Consider the following 16,455-nt stretch of genomic DNA (forward strand, 5'->3'; position numbering starts at 1 on the left):
GAACAGTGGACGCAGAGCAACCGGCCGCTCCGGCGGCACCCTTGGAGGAGGTCGAGGAGTACGAGTTCCCCGTCTCCGACGCCCAGAGCCGCCTCCTGGTCCTCGACCGCATGAACCCGGGCACCGCTCAGTACAACGTGCCCGCCGCCTTCGCCGTGCACGGCCCGTTCGACGTCGGCGCGCTCACCCGCGCGCTCGACGCCGTCGTCACCCGGCACGAGTCCCTGCGGACCGTCTTCCGTACCGCGGCCGACGGCACGCAGGCGCAGATCGTCCGCGCGAGCGGGCGCGCGCACGTCACGGTCGAGAAGGACGTCCGCGCCGGCGAGGCGGACGCGCGGATGCGGGCCGACGCCGCACGGCCCTTCGACCCGGCGGCGGGACCGCTGCTGCGGTGCACGGTGTACGCCGTGGACGACGGCAGCCACCGCGTGCTGCTCGTCGCCCACCACCTGATCTGCGACGGCTGGTCCCTCGGCGTCATCCTGCGGGACCTCTCCACGGCATACGGAAACGAGAGCGGCGCGGGCGACGGGGGCGGCCTGCCCGAACTCCCCCTCCAGTTCCCCGACTACGCCGCCTGGCAGCGCGAACGCCAGGCCGCCGGCGCCTACTCCGAAGCCGTCGCCCACTGGGCCGGGCGGCTGCGCGGCGCCCCCGAGGTCGTCTCGCCGCCGCTGGACGCGCCGCGCCCCGCGGTACGGACGGCGGCGGGCGGCAGCGAGCGGTTCCCGCTCGGAGCCGGGCCGCGGGAGCGCCTCGGCGAGGTCGCCCGGGGCCGCGGGGCCACGCCGTTCATGGCGCTGTTCGCCGCGTACGCCGCGTTCCTCGGGCGGCTGACCGGCCGCGAGGACCTGGTCATCGGCTTCCCGGTGTCCGGCCGCGACCGGCCGGAGCTCCAGGAGATGGCCGGCATGCTGACCAACACCCTGGCCCTGCGCGTCGACCTGTCCGGGGACCCCTCGTACGGCGAGCTCATCGACCGCGTCCGTGCCGAGCTGCTCGCCGGGCAGCCTCACCAGGACGCCCCCTTCGAGTCCGTCGTGAACAGTCTCGCCCCCGCCCGCGACACCAGCCACGACCCCGTCGTCCAACTGGTCTTCGCCTACGACGACGACACCGAACTGTCCCTCGCGCTCACCGGTGCCCGCGTCGAGCGCGTCGTACTCGACCTGGACACCGCCAAGTTCGACTTCCACCTGCACGTCGAACGCTGGGGCGCGGCGGGTGACCTCTCCGCCCAGTTCATCTACCGCAGCGACCTCTTCGAGGCCGCCACCGTGCGCGGCTGGGCGCGGAACTTCCGCACGCTCGTCGACGCGGCCGTCGCGCGCCCGGACGTGCCCCTCTCCGCTCTCGACGCCGTACCGGACGACGAGCGCCGCCGCGCGGTGGCGGCCGCCGACCGCACGGCCGAGGCGGCGCCCACGGACCGCCTGGTGCCCGACCTGATCGCGGACGTCGCGGCGGCCCGCCCCGACGCCACGGCCCTGGTCTGCGGAGACGTCCGCCTCAGCTACCGGGAGCTGCTTGAGCGTGCGGACGCGCTGGCGTCCCGCCTCCGCGCGGCGGGTGTCCGGCCCGGCTTCCGGGTCGGGCTGCTGCTGCCCCGCTCGGTGGAGATGGGCATCGCGGCCCTCGCGGTGCTGCGGGCGGGCGGCGCGTACGTACCGCTCGACCAGGCCCACCCGCACGCCCGCCTCGCGCACATGATCGAGGCATCCGGCACTGGCCTGCTCGTCACGGCCGGGGAGACGGCGGAGAAGGGGGAGGGGCTGGGGGCGCGGCTGGGGGTGCGGTGGCTGCGGGCGGACGTCCATGACCCGGACGCGGCTCCTGAGCCGGGCCCGGTGACCCCTGAGCCGGGATCAGGCCTCGCCCCGGCCTCCGCCCCGGCCCCCGCTGCCGGTCCCGGTCCCGCCCCCGAAGACCTCGCCTACGTCCTCTTCACGTCCGGCTCCACGGGCGTCCCGAAAGGCGTCGCGGTCGAGCACCGCGCACTGCTCAACCTCACCATGGCGGTGCGCCCGACGTTCCCGGTCACGGCCGAGGACCGAGTCCTCCAGTTCGTGTCGTTCGGCTTCGACGTGGCCGTCTCCGACCTGTTCTTCCCCTGGGTGGCGGGCGCCGAGCTGCACATCGCGCGGGACGACGAGCGCCTCGGCGACGCGCTCGCCGCCCGGCTGCGGGACTCCCGCATCACGTACGTGTTCCTGCCGCCGTCCGCCGCGATGCTGCTGCCCGACGTGGCGGGGCGGCTGCCCCATCTGCGTACGCTCGCCGTCGGCGGCGAGGCCTGCCCGGCCGAACTGGTCGAGCGGCTCAGCGAGCCTGGCCGCCGGATCGTCAACGCGTACGGGCCGAGCGAGGCCACCGTCTACGCCACCACCGCCGACCTCGAACCCGGCGAGCCCGTGGTCATCGGCGCCCCCGTGCCGGGCTCCCGCGTCCACGTACTCGACGCCCGCCTGCGCACGGTGCCCGTCGGTGTGACCGGCGAGGTCTACATCGCGGGCGCCTCGCTGGCCCGCGGCTACATCGGCCGCCCCGGCATGACCGCCGAACGCTTCGTCGCCGACCCGTACGGCCCGCCCGGCTCCCGCATGTACCGCACCGGCGACCTCGCCAGGATCGACGCCCGGGGCCGCAGGCACTACCTCGGCCGCTCCGACTCCCAGGTCAAGCTGCGCGGCATCCGCATCGAACTCGGCGAGATCGAGGCCCTCCTCGCGGGCCACCCCGACGTCGCGGTCACCGCGGCGGCCGTGCGCGGCAGCGGGGCGGAGCAGCGGCTCGTCGCGTACGTCGTGCACCGGGACGGGGCGGCCCCCTCGGACGAGGCTCTCCGCGCCCACCTCGCCGACCGGCTCCCCGGCTACATGCTGCCGGAGCTCTACGTCCACCTCGACGAACTGCCGCTCAACCGCTCGGGCAAGATCGACCGCGCCCGGCTGCCGGAACCGGCCGCCGGACGCCAGGAGGCGGGCCGCTCGTACACGACCCCGAGCACCGCGACGGAACGTCACGTGGCCGAGGTCTGGTCCCGCGTCCTGACCCTGGACAGAGTCGGCGTCCACGACAACTTCTTCGACCTGGGCGGCAATTCGGTACGGCTGCTGAACGTCCTGGACGCCTTGCGGGACCGGGCGGACGCCGCCGCCCCCGACCTCACCATGGTCGACCTGTTCCGCCACCCCACCGTGGCCGCCATCGCGGCCCACCTCGACCGGGCCCGGGACCGCACCCAGGACCCGGCCCCGGACGGAACGCCCGCCACCGCGGGCGAGGCCGCCACCACCACGGCGGCCGAACGCAGGGGCGGCGACCGCCGCGCACGACAGAACGCCGCCGCACAACGGCTCCGCTCCAGAAAGGGCACGTCACGATGACCGACCCAGCACCCCGGGACTCAGCACCCCGGGACCCCGCGTCCGCCCCGGCCGCAGGCCTCGACGCCGATCCCGGACACGACTCGGCGATCGCGGTCGTCGGGATGAGCGGCCGGTTCCCCGGCGCCCCCGACCTGGACGCGTACTGGGCGAACCTCCGCGACGGCGTCTGCACCATCACCGACTTCACCGAGGCCGAACTCCTGGCCGACGGCGCGGACCCGGCGGAGCTGCGCGGCGCCGAGCACGTCCCCGCCAAGGGGTACCTCGCCGACGCCGACCGCTTCGACGCCGAGCTGTTCGGCTTCAACCGCACGGAGGCCGCCGCCCTCGACCCCCAGCACCGCGTCCTCCTGGAGACCGCCTGGGCGGCGCTGGAGGACGCGGGCCACGACCCGCTCGCGGTGCCCGTCCGTACCGGCGTGTACGTCGGCGGCAGCCCCACCGAGCACATGCTGGCCGCGCACACGGACCGCCGCCTCGCCGCGTCCATCGGCGCGATGCAGATCCGCATCCTGACCGACCGCGAGTTCCTCGCCCCCTGGATCTCCTACCGCCTGGGCCTGGAGGGACCGAGCCTGACCGTCCAGACGGCCTGCTCGACCTCGCTCACCGCCGTACACCTCGCCGCACAGGCACTCCTCCTCGGCGAGTGCGACACCGCGCTCGCGGGCGGCGTCAGCATCGACACGGTCCGCAGACAGGGCTACGTCCACTACGAGGGCGGCATCTTCTCGGCGGACGGCCGCTGCCGCCCCTTCGACGAGCGGGCGGGCGGCACCGTGCCCGGCAGCGGCGTGGGCGTGGTCGTGCTGCGCCGCCTCTCCGACGCGCTCGCCGACGGCGACCCGGTCCGCGCGGTCATCCGCGGCAGCGCGCTGACCAACGACGGCGCCACGAAGGTCGGTTTCACCGCCCCCGGCGTCGAACAGCAGACGGCGGCGATCGTCGAGGCATGGTCGGCGGCGGGCCTCGCCCCCTCCGCGGCCCAGTACGTGGAGACGCACGGCACGGCGACGGAACTGGGCGACCGCATCGAACTGGCGGCGGCAACGGCGGCGTTCGCGTCGGCCGCACCCGCGGGCACGGGCATCGGCTCGGTCAAGTCGAACATCGGTCACCTCGACGCGGCGGCGGGCGTGGCCTCGCTCATCAAGGCGGTCCTGATGCTGGAGCACGCCACGCTGGCCCCCACGGTCAACGTCTCGCGCCCGCATCCCGACCTGCGCCTGGACGCCTCACCGTTCCACGTGGTGGACCGCGCGACCCCGTGGCCGCTCCCGCCCGAGGGCCCGCGCCGCGCGGGAGTGAGCTCACTGGGCATCGGCGGTACGAACGTCCACGTGGTCCTGGAGCAGGCGCCTACGCCTACGCCTACGCCTTCGCTGCCCGGGAGGGCGACGGCGCCGCTCGGCGTTGAGATTCTGCCCCTGTCGGCCCGTACGGAGACGGCCCTGAGGGCGCTGGCGGCCCGCCTCGCGAAGGCGCTGCGGGCTCCGGAGGCCCCCTCCCTGGCGGACACCGCGTACACCCTGCGCACGGGCCGCACCCCCATGGACGTACGCGCCTACGTCCTGGCGTCGGACCCGGCGGAGGCGGCCGACCGCCTGACCGCGCTGGCGGAGGGCCGGGCGTGGAGCGACGGCGGCGAGGGCCCGGACCCGGACGGCCTGCGCGGCCTCGGGGAGCTGTGGCTGAAGGGCGGCTCGGTCCCGTGGCCGGAGAGCCCGGGCGAGGGCGAGGGCCGCCGGGTGAGCCTGCCGACGTACCCGTTCGCGGGGGAGAGCTACGGCGCACTGACCTTGACGCGTACGCCGAACCAGCTGAACACGGTGGACGGGCAGGAGACGACGGCCTCGGCGGCAGCCGGCGACGACCCGACGGCAGCCGCCGACGACCCGACGGCCGGCGTCGTGGCGCTGCTCGCGGAGGCCCTGGGCCTGGAGGGCCCCGTGGGCCCGGACACCACGTACTTCGCGGCGGGCGGCGACTCGCTCACCGCGGTCCATCTGGTCGGCAGGCTGCGGGACGACTTCGGCATCGACGTACCGATCACCGTGTTCCTGGAGGAACTGCCCCTCCAGGAACTGGCGACGCGCATCGTCGGTTCCAGGGAACGGGACGCGGCGGAGGACTCACTGGACGCCCTGCTGGCGGAGTTCGAGGCGGAGTAGGCGGAGTAGGCGGAGTCGAGGGGGGCCGTGGTCAGAAAGCGGTGACGGCCCTACGGCCGGGGAGCGCGGAGGCGATGACTCCGGCGACGTACGGCATGTGCGCGTCGAGGAAGAAGTGCCCCCCGGCCAGGACATGGCAGGAGAACCCGCCCCGGGTCTCGCTCTCCCAGGCCCGCGCGCCCTCGACGGTGACCCGCGGATCGCTGTCACCGGTGAGTACGACGACGGGACAGCCGAGCGGCTCCCCGCTCCGGTACACGTACTCGTCCACGATCCGATAATCGGCCCGCATCGGAGGCAGGAAGAGGGAGAGCAGCTCAGGGGAGGAGAAGAGCTCCTCGGCGGTGCCGGAGAGCTTGCGCATGTCCGTGACGAGCTCGGCGTCGGTCATGTCGCTCACCCGCTTCTTGCCCGCCGCCATGCGCGGCAGCGAGGGCGCCATGCGCCCGGACACGATCAGCGCCACGGGCGGCTGCCCCGCGGCCTCCATGCGCCGCGCGGTCTCGAACGCGAGGAGCGCCCCCATGCTGTGCCCGAACAGGGCGGTGGGTTGGGCGTCGGGCCCCCCGGGCAGTTCGGCGAGCACGGCGTCGACGATCTCGTCCGCCCCCGCGGCGAACGGCTCGCCGTACCGGTCCTGCCGGCCCGGATACTGCACGACCAGCGGCTCGACGATCCCCGACACGGCAACCGAGAGCCCGTGATAGGCGCTGACGGAACCGCCCGCGTGGGGGTAGCAGAGCAGACGGATCCCGGCGTCGGGTGCGGGGTGGTTGCAACGTATCCAGTCGCCCACGAGCGCGCCCTCCCTTCAGTACGGCAGCCGCCGCCGACCGGCGGCCTGACCTGGCCAGCATGCCGGACGAAGGGAGGCCGCGGGCGGCTTTGTGACGCGCACGGCACGCGCATGGCACGCGCATGGCACGCGCATGGCACGCGCACGGCAGGGAGAACCGAGGGGAGAACCTAGCCGAACCGGTGAACTCCCGCCCCTGGGGTAACCGGACGAAAACCGAGAAGCCCTGTACGACCTGTACGAAGGGAGAGACGCGATGCCGTCCTCACTGCTGGAAGCCGTGGACATCAAGGCACCCGTGGCGGTGACCTGGTCTCTGTGGGAGAACGTGGAACGCTGGCCGGCCTTCCTGAGCCACGTGAAGCACGTGCAGCGCGTGGACGAGTCGACGTTCGCATGGCAGGTGTCACTCCCCGCGGCGGACAAGGAGTTCGTGGCGGAACTGACCGAGGTGATTCCCCGGGAACGCATAGCGTGGCGCACGACGGAGGGCGTCCACCACGCGGGCGTGGTCACCTTCCACCGCCTCAGCGACACGGAAAGCCGAGTGACCCTGCAGATCGAATACGACCCCCAGGGCTTCGTGGAACACCTGGGCGCCCTGACGAACCTGGACAAGACACTGGCCAACTACGACTTGGGCGAATTCCAGAGGATGGCAGAACGGGAGGCGGGGACCGCTGAGCGTCCGTGAGAGCGCCCCTGGGGGCATGGGTCCTCGGACGGGTCACTGCTTGCCGGTGCCGACAGGGGCGACCCGGACCTGGTCACCGGCGTCGGCGCCGACGAGAAGGCGGAGGTCGGTCGAGAGAGCCTTGGAGTGAGGCTCGTCGGGCGGGGTGACCTCGATGGCGTTGACGTACACACCGGAGCCGCTGGGGTCGTTCTTCGGGTAGTGCAGCGTGAACCGGGTCGACTCACCGGACTTGAGGGCGACGGCAGGCGCGGCGAGCTGGCTGCGCTTGGCGCTGAGCGGCCCGGAGGCGTCCTGGGACCGGAGGTCGACACCCGGGAAGCCCTTGAGCGAACAGGCGTCGCCCCCCCCGTGTTCTTGAGGGCGACGACGAGCGTGCCTTCGGCCGTACCAGAAGCGGTGCTGAAGCCGAGGTCGGCGGTCTTGCAGGGCCCGGTGGTGATCTACCCGCCACCGCTGCCCTCGTCGGCCGCGGCGGTGGCGGTCCCGCAAACACTCACACCGCACCCACTCCTGGGACAACTCGTAACCTACCCGAAGCTGCAACGCAGGCGCAGGTCACAAAGAGTGAACCCTGAGCGCCCGCGACTGCGGACGGACGGACGGACGACGGGCAGGCAAGGCTGAGGCTGCCGGGCGCCAACGACATACGCAAAGACCCTGTCCTCAGCGAACCGCTGATGGCGAGGTCTTCGGTCACCGCATACAAGGTGCCCCGGCAGGATTCGCAGGGGAAGGGCGGGAAAGCAAAACGAAGGGGGCGCCCTAGTGATCGAGTCCTGGAAATGTGCTCGAAACCCAGAGAGTATTACTCCAGAAGGATTTCCTCGGGGCGTCGGCTCGTGATCGGCACACCCTGTGCGTACAGGATGTGATCCAAGCATGCAGCGAGGTCATCTCCATGATCGTCTCGTGCCATGCTGCGCAACTCGCGGGCCAAGTGCAACCCACTGACCAGGACGATGGGGTATTGATCTTCCACCATCTCGAGTTGAGCGGGTTCTGAGAAGGCGCCCGTGGTGACGTAAATGCCGATCCAGCCGCGGCGTAGACGTGCGACGACCCGTGCGATCTGCTCCGCGGATACGAGGCCGTCAGGACGTATGCACTTGGCCTGGCCCAGAACGACGAGGCTGGTACCGGCGAGTCCCGCGCCGAGGTCGATACGCCCGACGAAGTCCGCTCCGCCGTCTCCTGAGCGCCGCGTGATCCACCCCTCCCGGTAGTTGTGCCCGGAACCTCTCAGTACTCGAGCGGCGGCAGCCGATGCGACGGCTTCGAAGTCGTGTTTGCGTCCGTCGAACTGCTTGTAGATGAGCTGGAGGTCGTCGTGTCGCTTGCTGCCGGCCACTGGGCGTTGATCACGTACTTTGGTGATGCGCGCGCGGGCAACGCGCCGGCGAACTCGAGGAAGCGCTGCATGCCCTCGCTTCACCCACTCTCGCCAGGCACGGGGCGCCTTGGCGAGGGCTTCCTGATCAGAGACCTTCGAGGTACGGCGAGCCGTGATCCAGTCCCAATCAACCTGATCGTTCTCGGCTGTCAGGTCGATCAGGGCAATGTCGTAGACGTAGTTGGTGAACGTGGTGTGCTCGTGACCCGCCCACTGAACGATCCGCTCGGCTCGCTCTATGACTCCAAGCCCGCAGAACTCGACGAAGCCCTTGACCTTGCCGTCACGTGACACAGCACGGAACAGCAGCAGTGGGGCCGCGCTGGCCCTGCCTTCGGGGGTCGGTGCCTGATGCTCGTTGAAAGCGTCGAGAAGGGTCGCGTTTCCGGTGGTCGTTCCAGGGGGCTTCGTCATCCCGGCCTTGTGATCGCCGAAGTACCGCACATGCCCGTTGTCCAAGTCGAACACATCGTGCCACGGGGTTTGTTCGCTGCCAGCCTTCCACGGGCTGGAGCGGATCAGGATCGCTGGCCGCCGCTGCTGTCCGTCTACTGAGACTTTGGCCATCCCGTTGATGCCTGCCTCGAGCAGCGCCTTCTTGTGGCCAGGGGCATCGGTTGCGTAGTGGAAGTTCGTGTACCCGCCGAGCACAGGATTGGTTGGGTTCTTGGCGCTCGAGTAGCGCAGCACTTCTCCGACATGCAGTACCTCTCCCATGGCAACCCCTCCCCAAGCCTTGCGAGGGAGTGATCCTTTCATGAGCAGAGCCAAGGCGCTTAGAAGCGGTGGAGCGCACTACCGGCGCGTCCGTTTTGCCTAGAGCTTTCGGGTGTCAAGAGCGAGACCCCGCGGCTCAGCGGCTGAAGGGACTGCTCAAGGAGAGCTAGCGCACAGATAGATGAAGCCCTCGGACATCTTGTCTGGGGCTCGCCTCGTTTCACCGTCTACCTGCTGCGATGCTTCGAGCCGGGAGCAGAGGGGGCCTCGTGGAGTTGAAGGTCACGCGCTGGAAGCGGTATGGCCATGATCGCCTGTACGCGAACTTGCCTGATGGCACCGCGGTCGGCTGGGCGGACCTGCGAACGGGAGACATCACGGTCCTGCACGTCGAATTCCGCGATGACGTGCGCGCCGTGCTGGCACACCACCTACAGAGTGTGCCCGATACCGTCCCGTCACAAGAAATACCTGAGGCTTTAGCGCGTCCGCTGCTGCCGCCGCTGACACCGGCCGATGACCTGGCCGCCAACCCTCCCGGCGCGGCTCTCCGCGAGCTGCTCGACACATCTGGCCCCAGCCTGGTGGAGCGGGTCATCTCATGGCTTCTGCGGCGCCCCACGGAGTGGGACTCGTGGCGGAAGGGGCTGGCGGGGGAGAGGCGGGTCGGAGCCGAGCTGAACCGGTTGTCGCGCCACGGCTGGCGCGTCCTGCACTCCATCCCCCTGGCCAACCAGGTAGACGTAGATCACTTGCTGATAGGCCCTGGCGGGGTCTTCAGCATCAACACCAAGCACCACCGTAAGCGGGCCGTATGGGTCGGCGACGACGCCGTAAAGGTCGACCACGGCAAGCCGGCCCCGTACGCACGCAAGAGCCGGGCGGAGGCCAAGCGCGTGGCACGGGTGCTGGAGCACTACTGCGCATTCCCCATCCCGGTGGAGCCCGTGCTCGTCTTCGTAGGCGTAACCGACCTGAAGGTGGTCGCCACGCAGCTCAGCGTGCGGGTCTACGAGGAGCGGCAAGTGGCGGCCCTGGCCCCGCTCTCAGGGGTACTGACGGCCGAGCAGATAGAGCAGGTGTACGCAGTCGCCCGCCACCGACAGGCCTGGAACCGAGCCTGAGCGTTCATGCATGGCGCCAACTTCGCCGCAGCTCACCTGCGGCGACGCAAAGCTCCAAGCACACCCCTGAACACGCAAAGACCCCGTCCTCAGCGAAACCGCTGATGGCGGGGTCTTCGGGCACCTCATACAAGGTGCCCCCGGCAGGATTCGAACCTGCGCACACGGCTCCGGAGCCCAGGTGAGAGCGAATAGCGATTCGCCCTCTGACCTGCGACGAAGCCGTCTCCAGTCGGAGCCCTGGGCTAGATCATGACGCCCCTATTACGCAGGCCACCTGTCGGGCGGTGGGTCCGGACCGTATGGTCTGAGCATGATCTCGGGCAGCGACGGGGGACCGGACGGCGGCGGCACGAAGTTCACGGCGGAGGGCTTGGCGCCCGTCCTTCGGGAAGCATGCGCGACGGCCAAACTCGACTCCCGCGGCGCCGAACTGCTGCGGCTCGGATCGAACGCGGTCTACCGCCTGTCGTCGGCACCGATCATCGTCCGTATCGCACGTGATCCGTCGGTCTTCGCGGAGATGGACCGGGCCGTGAACGTGTCCCGATGGCTGGAGTCGCAGGACTTCCCGGCCACGCGCGTGCCGACGCGGGCGACTCAACCGCTTGTCGTCGGCGGCCTCGTGGTGACGTTCTGGGGGAGCGTCCAGGAGAACGAGGAGTACGCCACCGTCGGCGAACTGGCCGACCTGTTGCGGCGCCTGCACTGGCTCGAAGAGCCGGAGTCGCTCGGACTGCCGTACTTCGACCCGCTGGCCAAGCTGGCAGTGTCCCTCGAAGGATTGAACGGAATCGCGACGGAGGACCGGAAGTTCCTGGAGGAGCGGGCGGCCAAGCTCGCGAAGGACTACGACCGCCTGGACTTCGTGCTTCCCTTCGGGATGATCCACGGGGACGCCAACATCGGCAATGTCCTCCGCCACCGGGACGGCCACGCGGTCTTCATCGACCTGGACGGCTTCTCCCTTGCCCCGCGCGAGTGGGACCTGATCCTGACGGCTATCTATTACGACCGTTACGGTTGGCACTCAAAGGCTGAGTACGCGGAATTCGTGCACCGATACGGCTTCGACCTGATGAACTGGCCGGGGTACGAGACGCTCGCTGACCTGCGGGAACTGATGATGGTCGCGTGGGTCGGTCACCAGGCCGCCACCAACGAGCGAGCTGCCGCGGAGTTCGCCCGACGGATGCGGTCTCTCCGCACCGGGCAGGGCCGTAACGAGTGGCAGGCGTTCTGAGCAGTGGGCAAGTGCGCCCGGCGCTTCAGAAACCGACGTGCTCGCCGGAGGCTGCCCAGAGTCGGTTTCCTCTGACCTGTTCGGCAAAGGCCCGTGCTTCAGCGCTCTGGCCGGCGCCGGCCACTATGAGATTCTTCCGGAACTCGGCAAGGTAGCTGACGCATCGCGCTGACTTGAGCTGCTCTCCCAAGTCGAGAGCATCGAGCGCCACGCGACACGCTTCCCCGACGTCTCCGGCGTGGAGATGGGCGTCGGCGAGAACCATGGTCACGAAGAAATCGCTCCGTACGTGGCTGCCGCTCATCGCGTTCTCGGCATGGGCGACGGCCTGGCGGGCGCTATGGACATCGCGGAAGCAGTGGGCGGCCTCGGCGGCGAGTTCTACCTCGTCGAAGTAACTGATCCACTCCGGCTCGTCGTCGCTGTTCCGGCTTTCCAGGGCCTTCGTGGCCGCGTTCAAGGCTGCTTCGCAGGCACGCACGTCACCGGTACGAGCAAGGGCTCGGGCTTCCATGGCATGGAACTGGGCGCGCAGTGTCGGCGTGGCCACGGGGGAGATTCCCATGAGTGCCGCGCGGGCGAGTGTGGCGGCCTCCGTGTAGCGACCGAGGAATGTCGCCTGATGGCTCATGGCGGACAGGATGCTTCCGGCGAGTCGGCGGTCGTTGGCGTCCTGGGCCAGCCGGAGGGCTTGGAGAAAGTACCGCTGTGCCAAGCCATGACGGCAGGCGTCGTATGACATCCAACCGGCAAGCAGCGTGGCTTCCGCCACCGTGGAAAACAGCGTCCGGCCGACCTGCTCGGTGTACTGCCCGCGTAGGAGCGGCGTCACGTCCGTACTGAGGTACTGGATGGCCGCGTGCCGTGCGTGGTCTCCGCCGAAACGGTCGTCCAGCTCGGCGAACATGTCCGCGGTGGTCTTGATCGCGGCCACATCTCCGAGACCGACATGGACCCCGTCCTTGCGGCGCCGGGGAAGCGTCGGCTCGGGCGCCACCAACCAGCGGAGGGACGCTTCGTTCCATGCGGGCTGCGACGGCTCGGCTTGCAAGAGCGGTTCATACCGGTTGAGATCGGCACGCCACAGTTGACCGACTGCCTCGATCGCGTCATCGGGGCTCGCCGGATAACTGGCGTCCATGAGTGACAGGTCTCGCCCGCTCTCGTGACTCAGTCCGAGTTCGGCAGCACTGAGTCCAAAGACCTCGCAGAGCAACGGGCCATAGAAATCGTCCGGGACGCTGTGGCCGTTCTCCCAGCTTGCGATACGCCGTTTCACACTGGCGTCCGCCGGGAGCTGGTGCCCGCGACGAGCCGCGACCTGACGCAGCTCGCGCACCAAACGCGGCTGACTCCAGCCCCGATCCACACGGGCCTGACGTATGCGAACGCTGGTCGGCTGTATCGAAGACGTGACCGCTCCCTCCCGCGCGTGCACTGGTGGCTTACTGAGGCCAATGGCTTGGTGCGTTCGTGACTGAATGTACGCGCGGAACACCGAGCAGTACGGCAAGTCCGCCGACATATCCGGCGGTTGACCCACGACGGGGGATGACGCGGCCAAGCGTGACGCGTCATCCCCCGTCACCTCTCGTCATCTGCCCTGGCCACGGGGCTGACCACAAGGCTGGACACAGAGCGGCATTGCGGCCGCGACCGAGTCTGACCGAGGTGGGATGACGTGCAGAGGATGACCACAAGAGGCGTCGAATGGCTCTCCGCAGCAGCAGACGACCCGGCCGAATGCCGGGGAACCTGGGCGGGTGATCCCCGCGCACCCTACGCGTTGGCGGCCGGACGCTACTTCGACGTGGTGTCGGTCGAGCAGAGGCTCGGCATGGAGACCTTCGATCAACTACTCCGCAAAGGAATGCCATTCCGTCCCGTAGTGCTCGATCGCAAGGCCCGACGAGTGGGCTTCTTTCTGGGCTCGCAGAACGCGGAGACCTTCACGCACTACCTTGCGCAGGAAGAGGGCTCCCCGCCGGCGTACCGGTACCTCGGGCACGGCTCGGTGGTCGTCGTACCAGGCCCGATGCCCATGAGCGATGACCGATACCAATGGCTCCGGGCCCCGACCCGGCGGCCTACCGCCAACCCGCTGCGCCCGATAGCTCTGGCCACCATGCTGGTCGCCTCCGCCGAGCTCCTCGCACGCGTGGACCGGTACGGCGAGCGCTACCCGTCTCCGATCGTCCTCGCCATCCGCATCTTCGAGGAGACCTCGACCGATGCGGGATGACGCCACACATCAGCATGACGCTGCCACATGGTCGCCGCTGAACAGCGACGACTGGTACGCCGCACGCAACGCCACGACCGCCCTTCGGGACGCGCTACTGCATGCCGGTCTGGAGAAGGACTTCCCCTACCTCCGGGCCGACCTGAACGCGTTCGGGCACGGCCTTGTGGAGCTGGGCCGCGTCTCACCGGCCACCGCGGAACGGCTGGCAGAACTGCTGCGGCTGGCGCTCGCGGCGGGACTGCGGCAACTCGAAGAGAACGGTGGTGAAGCCGCCGAAGACGGCGCAGAGAAGGAGCTGACGTCATGACCGACCGACGGGGAGTCGTCGCCAAGCGCGCCGAGAACTTGCTGCCGGGTGTGCCGTACGTCCGCGGCTGGGCACAGGCACAACGCAGTGCCGGCGCCTTGGCCGCACAACTGACCGCTCTCGGCCTGGAGACGGACTTCCCCGGCCTCACGGCCGACGTGAACGTCTCGGGTGACGGCCTGGTCCGCCTCGGCGCTGTACGCCCGGAAGCGGCGCGGCTGCTCGCGGAACTGATCGTGTCGGGCCTTGCGGCAGAGTCGCCGACGCATCCCGAAGCGCTGACGCAACAGGCAGGCAACGCCCGTCATGACTCGGCGGCTGCCTGAGCGGCTTGGGTCAGTTACTCCGACCGGTTGCGGTATGAGCATGCTCCCCCGACCGGCTGGCCCGGCCCCGTACGTCACCGTTCCCCTGACGAACGATGTGCGAGACCTGCTGCTGCCCGAGCAATCTCCCTGGCTACTGGTCTGCCGCTCGGCCGGGACCGGCGCCCCAGCGCCGCAGCCCGGACGAACGGCAGACCCAGACCGCTTGAGATGAAAGCAGGAATCGGTGCCAGGCTCTGCGTATCAGGGACATCACCTTAAGAAGCTGAGGTGATTCACGGGCGTGTAATCGGCTGACCTGCTGCGAGCGGGGAAGGCATCCGATCGTCTGCCGGATTGATACCCGCTGTTCCCCGCACGATCTGGCACGGAGCTGGCACGTCCACCGTCTTAAGGCTGGCGAGTGGAAGTCACTAGCATCGTCCACATTGAGGGGGCCGCCATGGCACTGGGACGTAAGGGCGCACGGCGCATCGTTGTCGACGGCACGGCCTATCGCTGGCGGCTGCGACGTAGGCCGACCTACGCCCAGGGCTTGGCCTGGACACCGTGCACGTTCGCGGTCGAGCTTGCGGACACTCCGGGGACAACGCTCGTGGTCGCCACCAATCAACCGCATCCGAGCAACTGCATCGGACACGAGGCTAAGGCGGTATTTCCATCCGATGTTGCCCAAGCCATCGAACGCGCCTTGCGTGAGGGCTGGACGCCGACGACTTCAGGCGTTCCTTTCCACCTCGACCTGTCGGTCGGCTTCACGTCCTCGCCCTGAGGGGAGCGGAAGGTGAGCACCGCTTTAGGAGTTCGATCACGCTGCGGCATGGTGTGCCAAAACGCGGCTCGATGGTCGCTCTGCGATCCGGCTGCGACCGCTTCGGCACGTCATCCTTCCCCACCGTTGATGTTAGCTGTGGATTTCAATGGAGCAAGCGCTTAGAAGGCGCTTGGCGCAAGCTGCTGTATCGCTGTTCTGACCTGCCCTAACTCGCACTGAACGGTGCGGTTCTGGGGAACTTCGACACGTATTCGACCCGGGGGGCTGAAGCTGCCGGGTTGACCGTCAGCCCTGTTGCGAAGGGTACGAGACTCCCGCAGCGCGGCCGGCGAGCTGTAGGTGCTTGGGAGGGTTGAGCTGAGCAAGCGTGGAGTCGAAGTCCAGTCGGTAGTGGACGACTGAATCATCTAGGGGGCCATCAACTGTCCCAATCCGCTCCTGGAAGACGATTCGATCTTCTTCGTCACGTCCAGCTGTTTCAATCGGAGGCTTGACGATCTCTGCGTCCCAGATAGCGGCGACGCGCTGCATGGTTCGAGGCTCGCAGACGATGCGGAAGCCTGACCGATTGATCTTGTTCCCTCGTGCCCACGTCAGTGGCTCGCGTCGCATGACGGCACGGATGATCTCTCCCCAAGTAAGTTGCGGGAGACGTAGCTCGGGGGCATCCCAAAGGTTGCGCGTGTGCAGATTGTGGATATCGATCCAGTCGCTTCGAGGTCTGCGATCGAACCACTCGAATGTTGCTTCCTGCTCAGGGGACAGGATGACCTCGCCGTGCTCTGCCTCGGTCCCCGCGACGACGAATACGGACTGGTTTCGGTGTGGGAATCTCGTTGTTCTGCCCGATTTAGGGTGATCGCGGACGGTTAGGAGCATCTCTCTTGGCAGGTTGTTGACGAGGCGACCGCGGACGACTACTTCGAGGCAGTCGGCATCCTCGTGACGAGCGCAGCGGTGTGCCTCTGCGCCTAAAGAGCCGGACGGATCACGTGCAGTGGCTTCTCGGTACTCGATCTCTGTCAGGAAGAGATCGACAGGTGGCGTGCTTGCCGCTCTAGCTGTCTCGTAGCTGATCTGACCTGTCTTGTAGGCCAAGTTCAGTGCCCTGCGCGCGGCGGCGCTGGAACGACGTACGAAGAAGACAGACGTAAGCGCAATCGCTGGGGAGGCGACCGCTAGAGATCTTTAAGGGTGTGGGTTACGTGGGGTCGTGACGGCAGTCGTGGGCCGCGCTATGCCGGAGAAATGAGGTATCCCGATGGTGGTGGG

At 69.0% G+C, this 16,455-nt stretch carries 14 protein-coding genes; 9 read left to right on the forward strand and 5 right to left on the reverse strand.

Annotated elements, in window-relative coordinates; translation table 11 throughout:
- Positions 1 to 5: 5 nt before the first annotated feature.
- Complete coding sequence (locus tag ACZ6JY_RS39540) at positions 6 to 3,389, forward strand: non-ribosomal peptide synthetase (RefSeq protein ID WP_469204271.1); 3,384 nt, start codon at positions 6 to 8, stop codon at positions 3,387 to 3,389.
- Entirely contained in the window at positions 3,386 to 5,563 is a 2,178-nt protein-coding gene (locus ACZ6JY_RS39545) for a beta-ketoacyl synthase N-terminal-like domain-containing protein (protein ID WP_469204273.1), read from the forward strand. Before ACZ6JY_RS39540 ends, ACZ6JY_RS39545 begins: the two co-directional genes overlap by 4 nt.
- Positions 5,564 to 5,594: 31 nt before the next feature.
- On the opposite strand, the gene ACZ6JY_RS39550 is transcribed toward ACZ6JY_RS39545, so the two are convergent.
- Entirely contained in the window at positions 5,595 to 6,359 is a 765-nt protein-coding gene (locus tag ACZ6JY_RS39550) for a thioesterase II family protein (protein WP_469204275.1), read from the reverse strand.
- 256 nt (positions 6,360 to 6,615) lie between these two features.
- Between ACZ6JY_RS39550 and ACZ6JY_RS39555 the strand changes: the two genes are divergently transcribed.
- The gene (locus ACZ6JY_RS39555) at positions 6,616 to 7,053 is read left to right on the forward strand and encodes an SRPBCC family protein (protein WP_469204278.1); all 438 of its coding nucleotides are present in this window, start codon (positions 6,616 to 6,618) and stop codon (positions 7,051 to 7,053) included.
- Between the two features lie 33 nt (positions 7,054 to 7,086).
- On the opposite strand, the gene ACZ6JY_RS39560 is transcribed toward ACZ6JY_RS39555, so the two are convergent.
- Together ACZ6JY_RS39560 and ACZ6JY_RS39565 are read right to left on the reverse strand one after the other, a co-directional pair.
- The gene (locus ACZ6JY_RS39560; RefSeq protein WP_469204280.1) at positions 7,087 to 7,545 is read right to left on the reverse strand and encodes a DUF4232 domain-containing protein; all 459 of its coding nucleotides are present in this window, start codon (positions 7,543 to 7,545) and stop codon (positions 7,087 to 7,089) included.
- A gap of 316 nt (positions 7,546 to 7,861) precedes the next feature.
- On the reverse strand, positions 7,862 to 9,163 hold the full coding sequence (locus ACZ6JY_RS39565; RefSeq protein ID WP_469204282.1) for a restriction endonuclease: 1,302 nt from the start codon (positions 9,161 to 9,163) through the stop codon (positions 7,862 to 7,864).
- 239 nt (positions 9,164 to 9,402) lie between these two features.
- Between ACZ6JY_RS39565 and ACZ6JY_RS39570 the strand changes: the two genes are divergently transcribed.
- Together ACZ6JY_RS39570 and ACZ6JY_RS39575 are read left to right on the forward strand one after the other, a co-directional pair.
- Positions 9,403 to 10,287, forward strand: a complete 885-nt coding sequence (locus ACZ6JY_RS39570; protein WP_469204284.1) for a nuclease-related domain-containing protein — start codon at positions 9,403 to 9,405, stop codon at positions 10,285 to 10,287.
- A gap of 313 nt (positions 10,288 to 10,600) precedes the next feature.
- On the forward strand, positions 10,601 to 11,530 hold the full coding sequence (locus ACZ6JY_RS39575) for a phosphotransferase family protein (protein WP_469204285.1): 930 nt from the start codon (positions 10,601 to 10,603) through the stop codon (positions 11,528 to 11,530).
- 25 nt (positions 11,531 to 11,555) lie between these two features.
- Here ACZ6JY_RS39575 and ACZ6JY_RS39580 read toward each other — a convergent pair whose 3' ends face one another.
- Positions 11,556 to 12,869 (reverse strand): hypothetical protein, encoded by a 1,314-nt coding sequence (locus tag ACZ6JY_RS39580; RefSeq protein ID WP_469204291.1) that lies wholly within the window; start codon positions 12,867 to 12,869, stop codon positions 11,556 to 11,558.
- Positions 12,870 to 13,220: 351 nt separating this feature from the next.
- Between ACZ6JY_RS39580 and ACZ6JY_RS39585 the strand changes: the two genes are divergently transcribed.
- The 4 genes from ACZ6JY_RS39585 to ACZ6JY_RS39600 all read left to right on the forward strand — a co-directional run bounded on the left by ACZ6JY_RS39585 (position 13,221) and on the right by ACZ6JY_RS39600 (position 15,180).
- A complete protein-coding gene (locus ACZ6JY_RS39585; protein ID WP_469204292.1) occupies positions 13,221 to 13,772 on the forward strand; it encodes a bifunctional DNA primase/polymerase in 552 nt (183 codons plus the stop codon).
- Complete coding sequence (locus ACZ6JY_RS39590; protein ID WP_469204286.1) at positions 13,762 to 14,082, forward strand: hypothetical protein; 321 nt, start codon at positions 13,762 to 13,764, stop codon at positions 14,080 to 14,082. The genes ACZ6JY_RS39585 and ACZ6JY_RS39590 overlap by 11 nt, the downstream gene beginning before the upstream one ends.
- Positions 14,079 to 14,408 carry a hypothetical protein gene (locus tag ACZ6JY_RS39595; RefSeq protein WP_469204287.1) on the forward strand — a complete coding sequence of 110 codons (330 nt, stop codon included), beginning with the start codon at positions 14,079 to 14,081 and terminating at the stop codon, positions 14,406 to 14,408. The genes ACZ6JY_RS39590 and ACZ6JY_RS39595 overlap by 4 nt, the downstream gene beginning before the upstream one ends.
- 442 nt (positions 14,409 to 14,850) lie before the next feature.
- The gene (locus ACZ6JY_RS39600; protein ID WP_469204288.1) at positions 14,851 to 15,180 is read left to right on the forward strand and encodes a hypothetical protein; all 330 of its coding nucleotides are present in this window, start codon (positions 14,851 to 14,853) and stop codon (positions 15,178 to 15,180) included.
- A 288-nt stretch (positions 15,181 to 15,468) separates the two neighbouring features.
- On the opposite strand, the gene ACZ6JY_RS39605 is transcribed toward ACZ6JY_RS39600, so the two are convergent.
- Positions 15,469 to 16,281: a hypothetical protein gene (locus ACZ6JY_RS39605; RefSeq protein ID WP_469204289.1), complete on the reverse strand. Its 813-nt coding sequence runs from the start codon at positions 16,279 to 16,281 to the stop codon at positions 15,469 to 15,471.
- Between the last annotated feature and the right edge of the window lie 174 nt (positions 16,282 to 16,455).

It is taken from the genome of Streptomyces sp. NPDC046335 (genome assembly GCF_055587985.1).

Excerpts from the sequence above, each read along its gene's own strand:
- ACZ6JY_RS39565 (WP_469204282.1), bottom strand. The coding sequence starts at position 9,163 with ATGGGAGAGGTACTGCATGTCGGAGAAGTGCTGCGCTACTCGAGCGCC.
- ACZ6JY_RS39575 (WP_469204285.1), top strand. The coding sequence starts at position 10,601 with ATGATCTCGGGCAGCGACGGGGGACCGGACGGCGGCGGCACGAAGTTC.
- ACZ6JY_RS39545 (WP_469204273.1), top strand. The coding sequence starts at position 3,386 with ATGACCGACCCAGCACCCCGGGACTCAGCACCCCGGGACCCCGCGTCC.
- ACZ6JY_RS39585 (WP_469204292.1), top strand. The coding sequence starts at position 13,221 with ATGACCACAAGAGGCGTCGAATGGCTCTCCGCAGCAGCAGACGACCCG.
- ACZ6JY_RS39600 (WP_469204288.1), top strand. The coding sequence starts at position 14,851 with ATGGCACTGGGACGTAAGGGCGCACGGCGCATCGTTGTCGACGGCACG.
- ACZ6JY_RS39555 (WP_469204278.1), top strand. The coding sequence starts at position 6,616 with ATGCCGTCCTCACTGCTGGAAGCCGTGGACATCAAGGCACCCGTGGCG.
- ACZ6JY_RS39590 (WP_469204286.1), top strand. The coding sequence starts at position 13,762 with ATGCGGGATGACGCCACACATCAGCATGACGCTGCCACATGGTCGCCG.
- ACZ6JY_RS39595 (WP_469204287.1), top strand. The coding sequence starts at position 14,079 with ATGACCGACCGACGGGGAGTCGTCGCCAAGCGCGCCGAGAACTTGCTG.
- ACZ6JY_RS39570 (WP_469204284.1), top strand. The coding sequence starts at position 9,403 with ATGCTTCGAGCCGGGAGCAGAGGGGGCCTCGTGGAGTTGAAGGTCACG.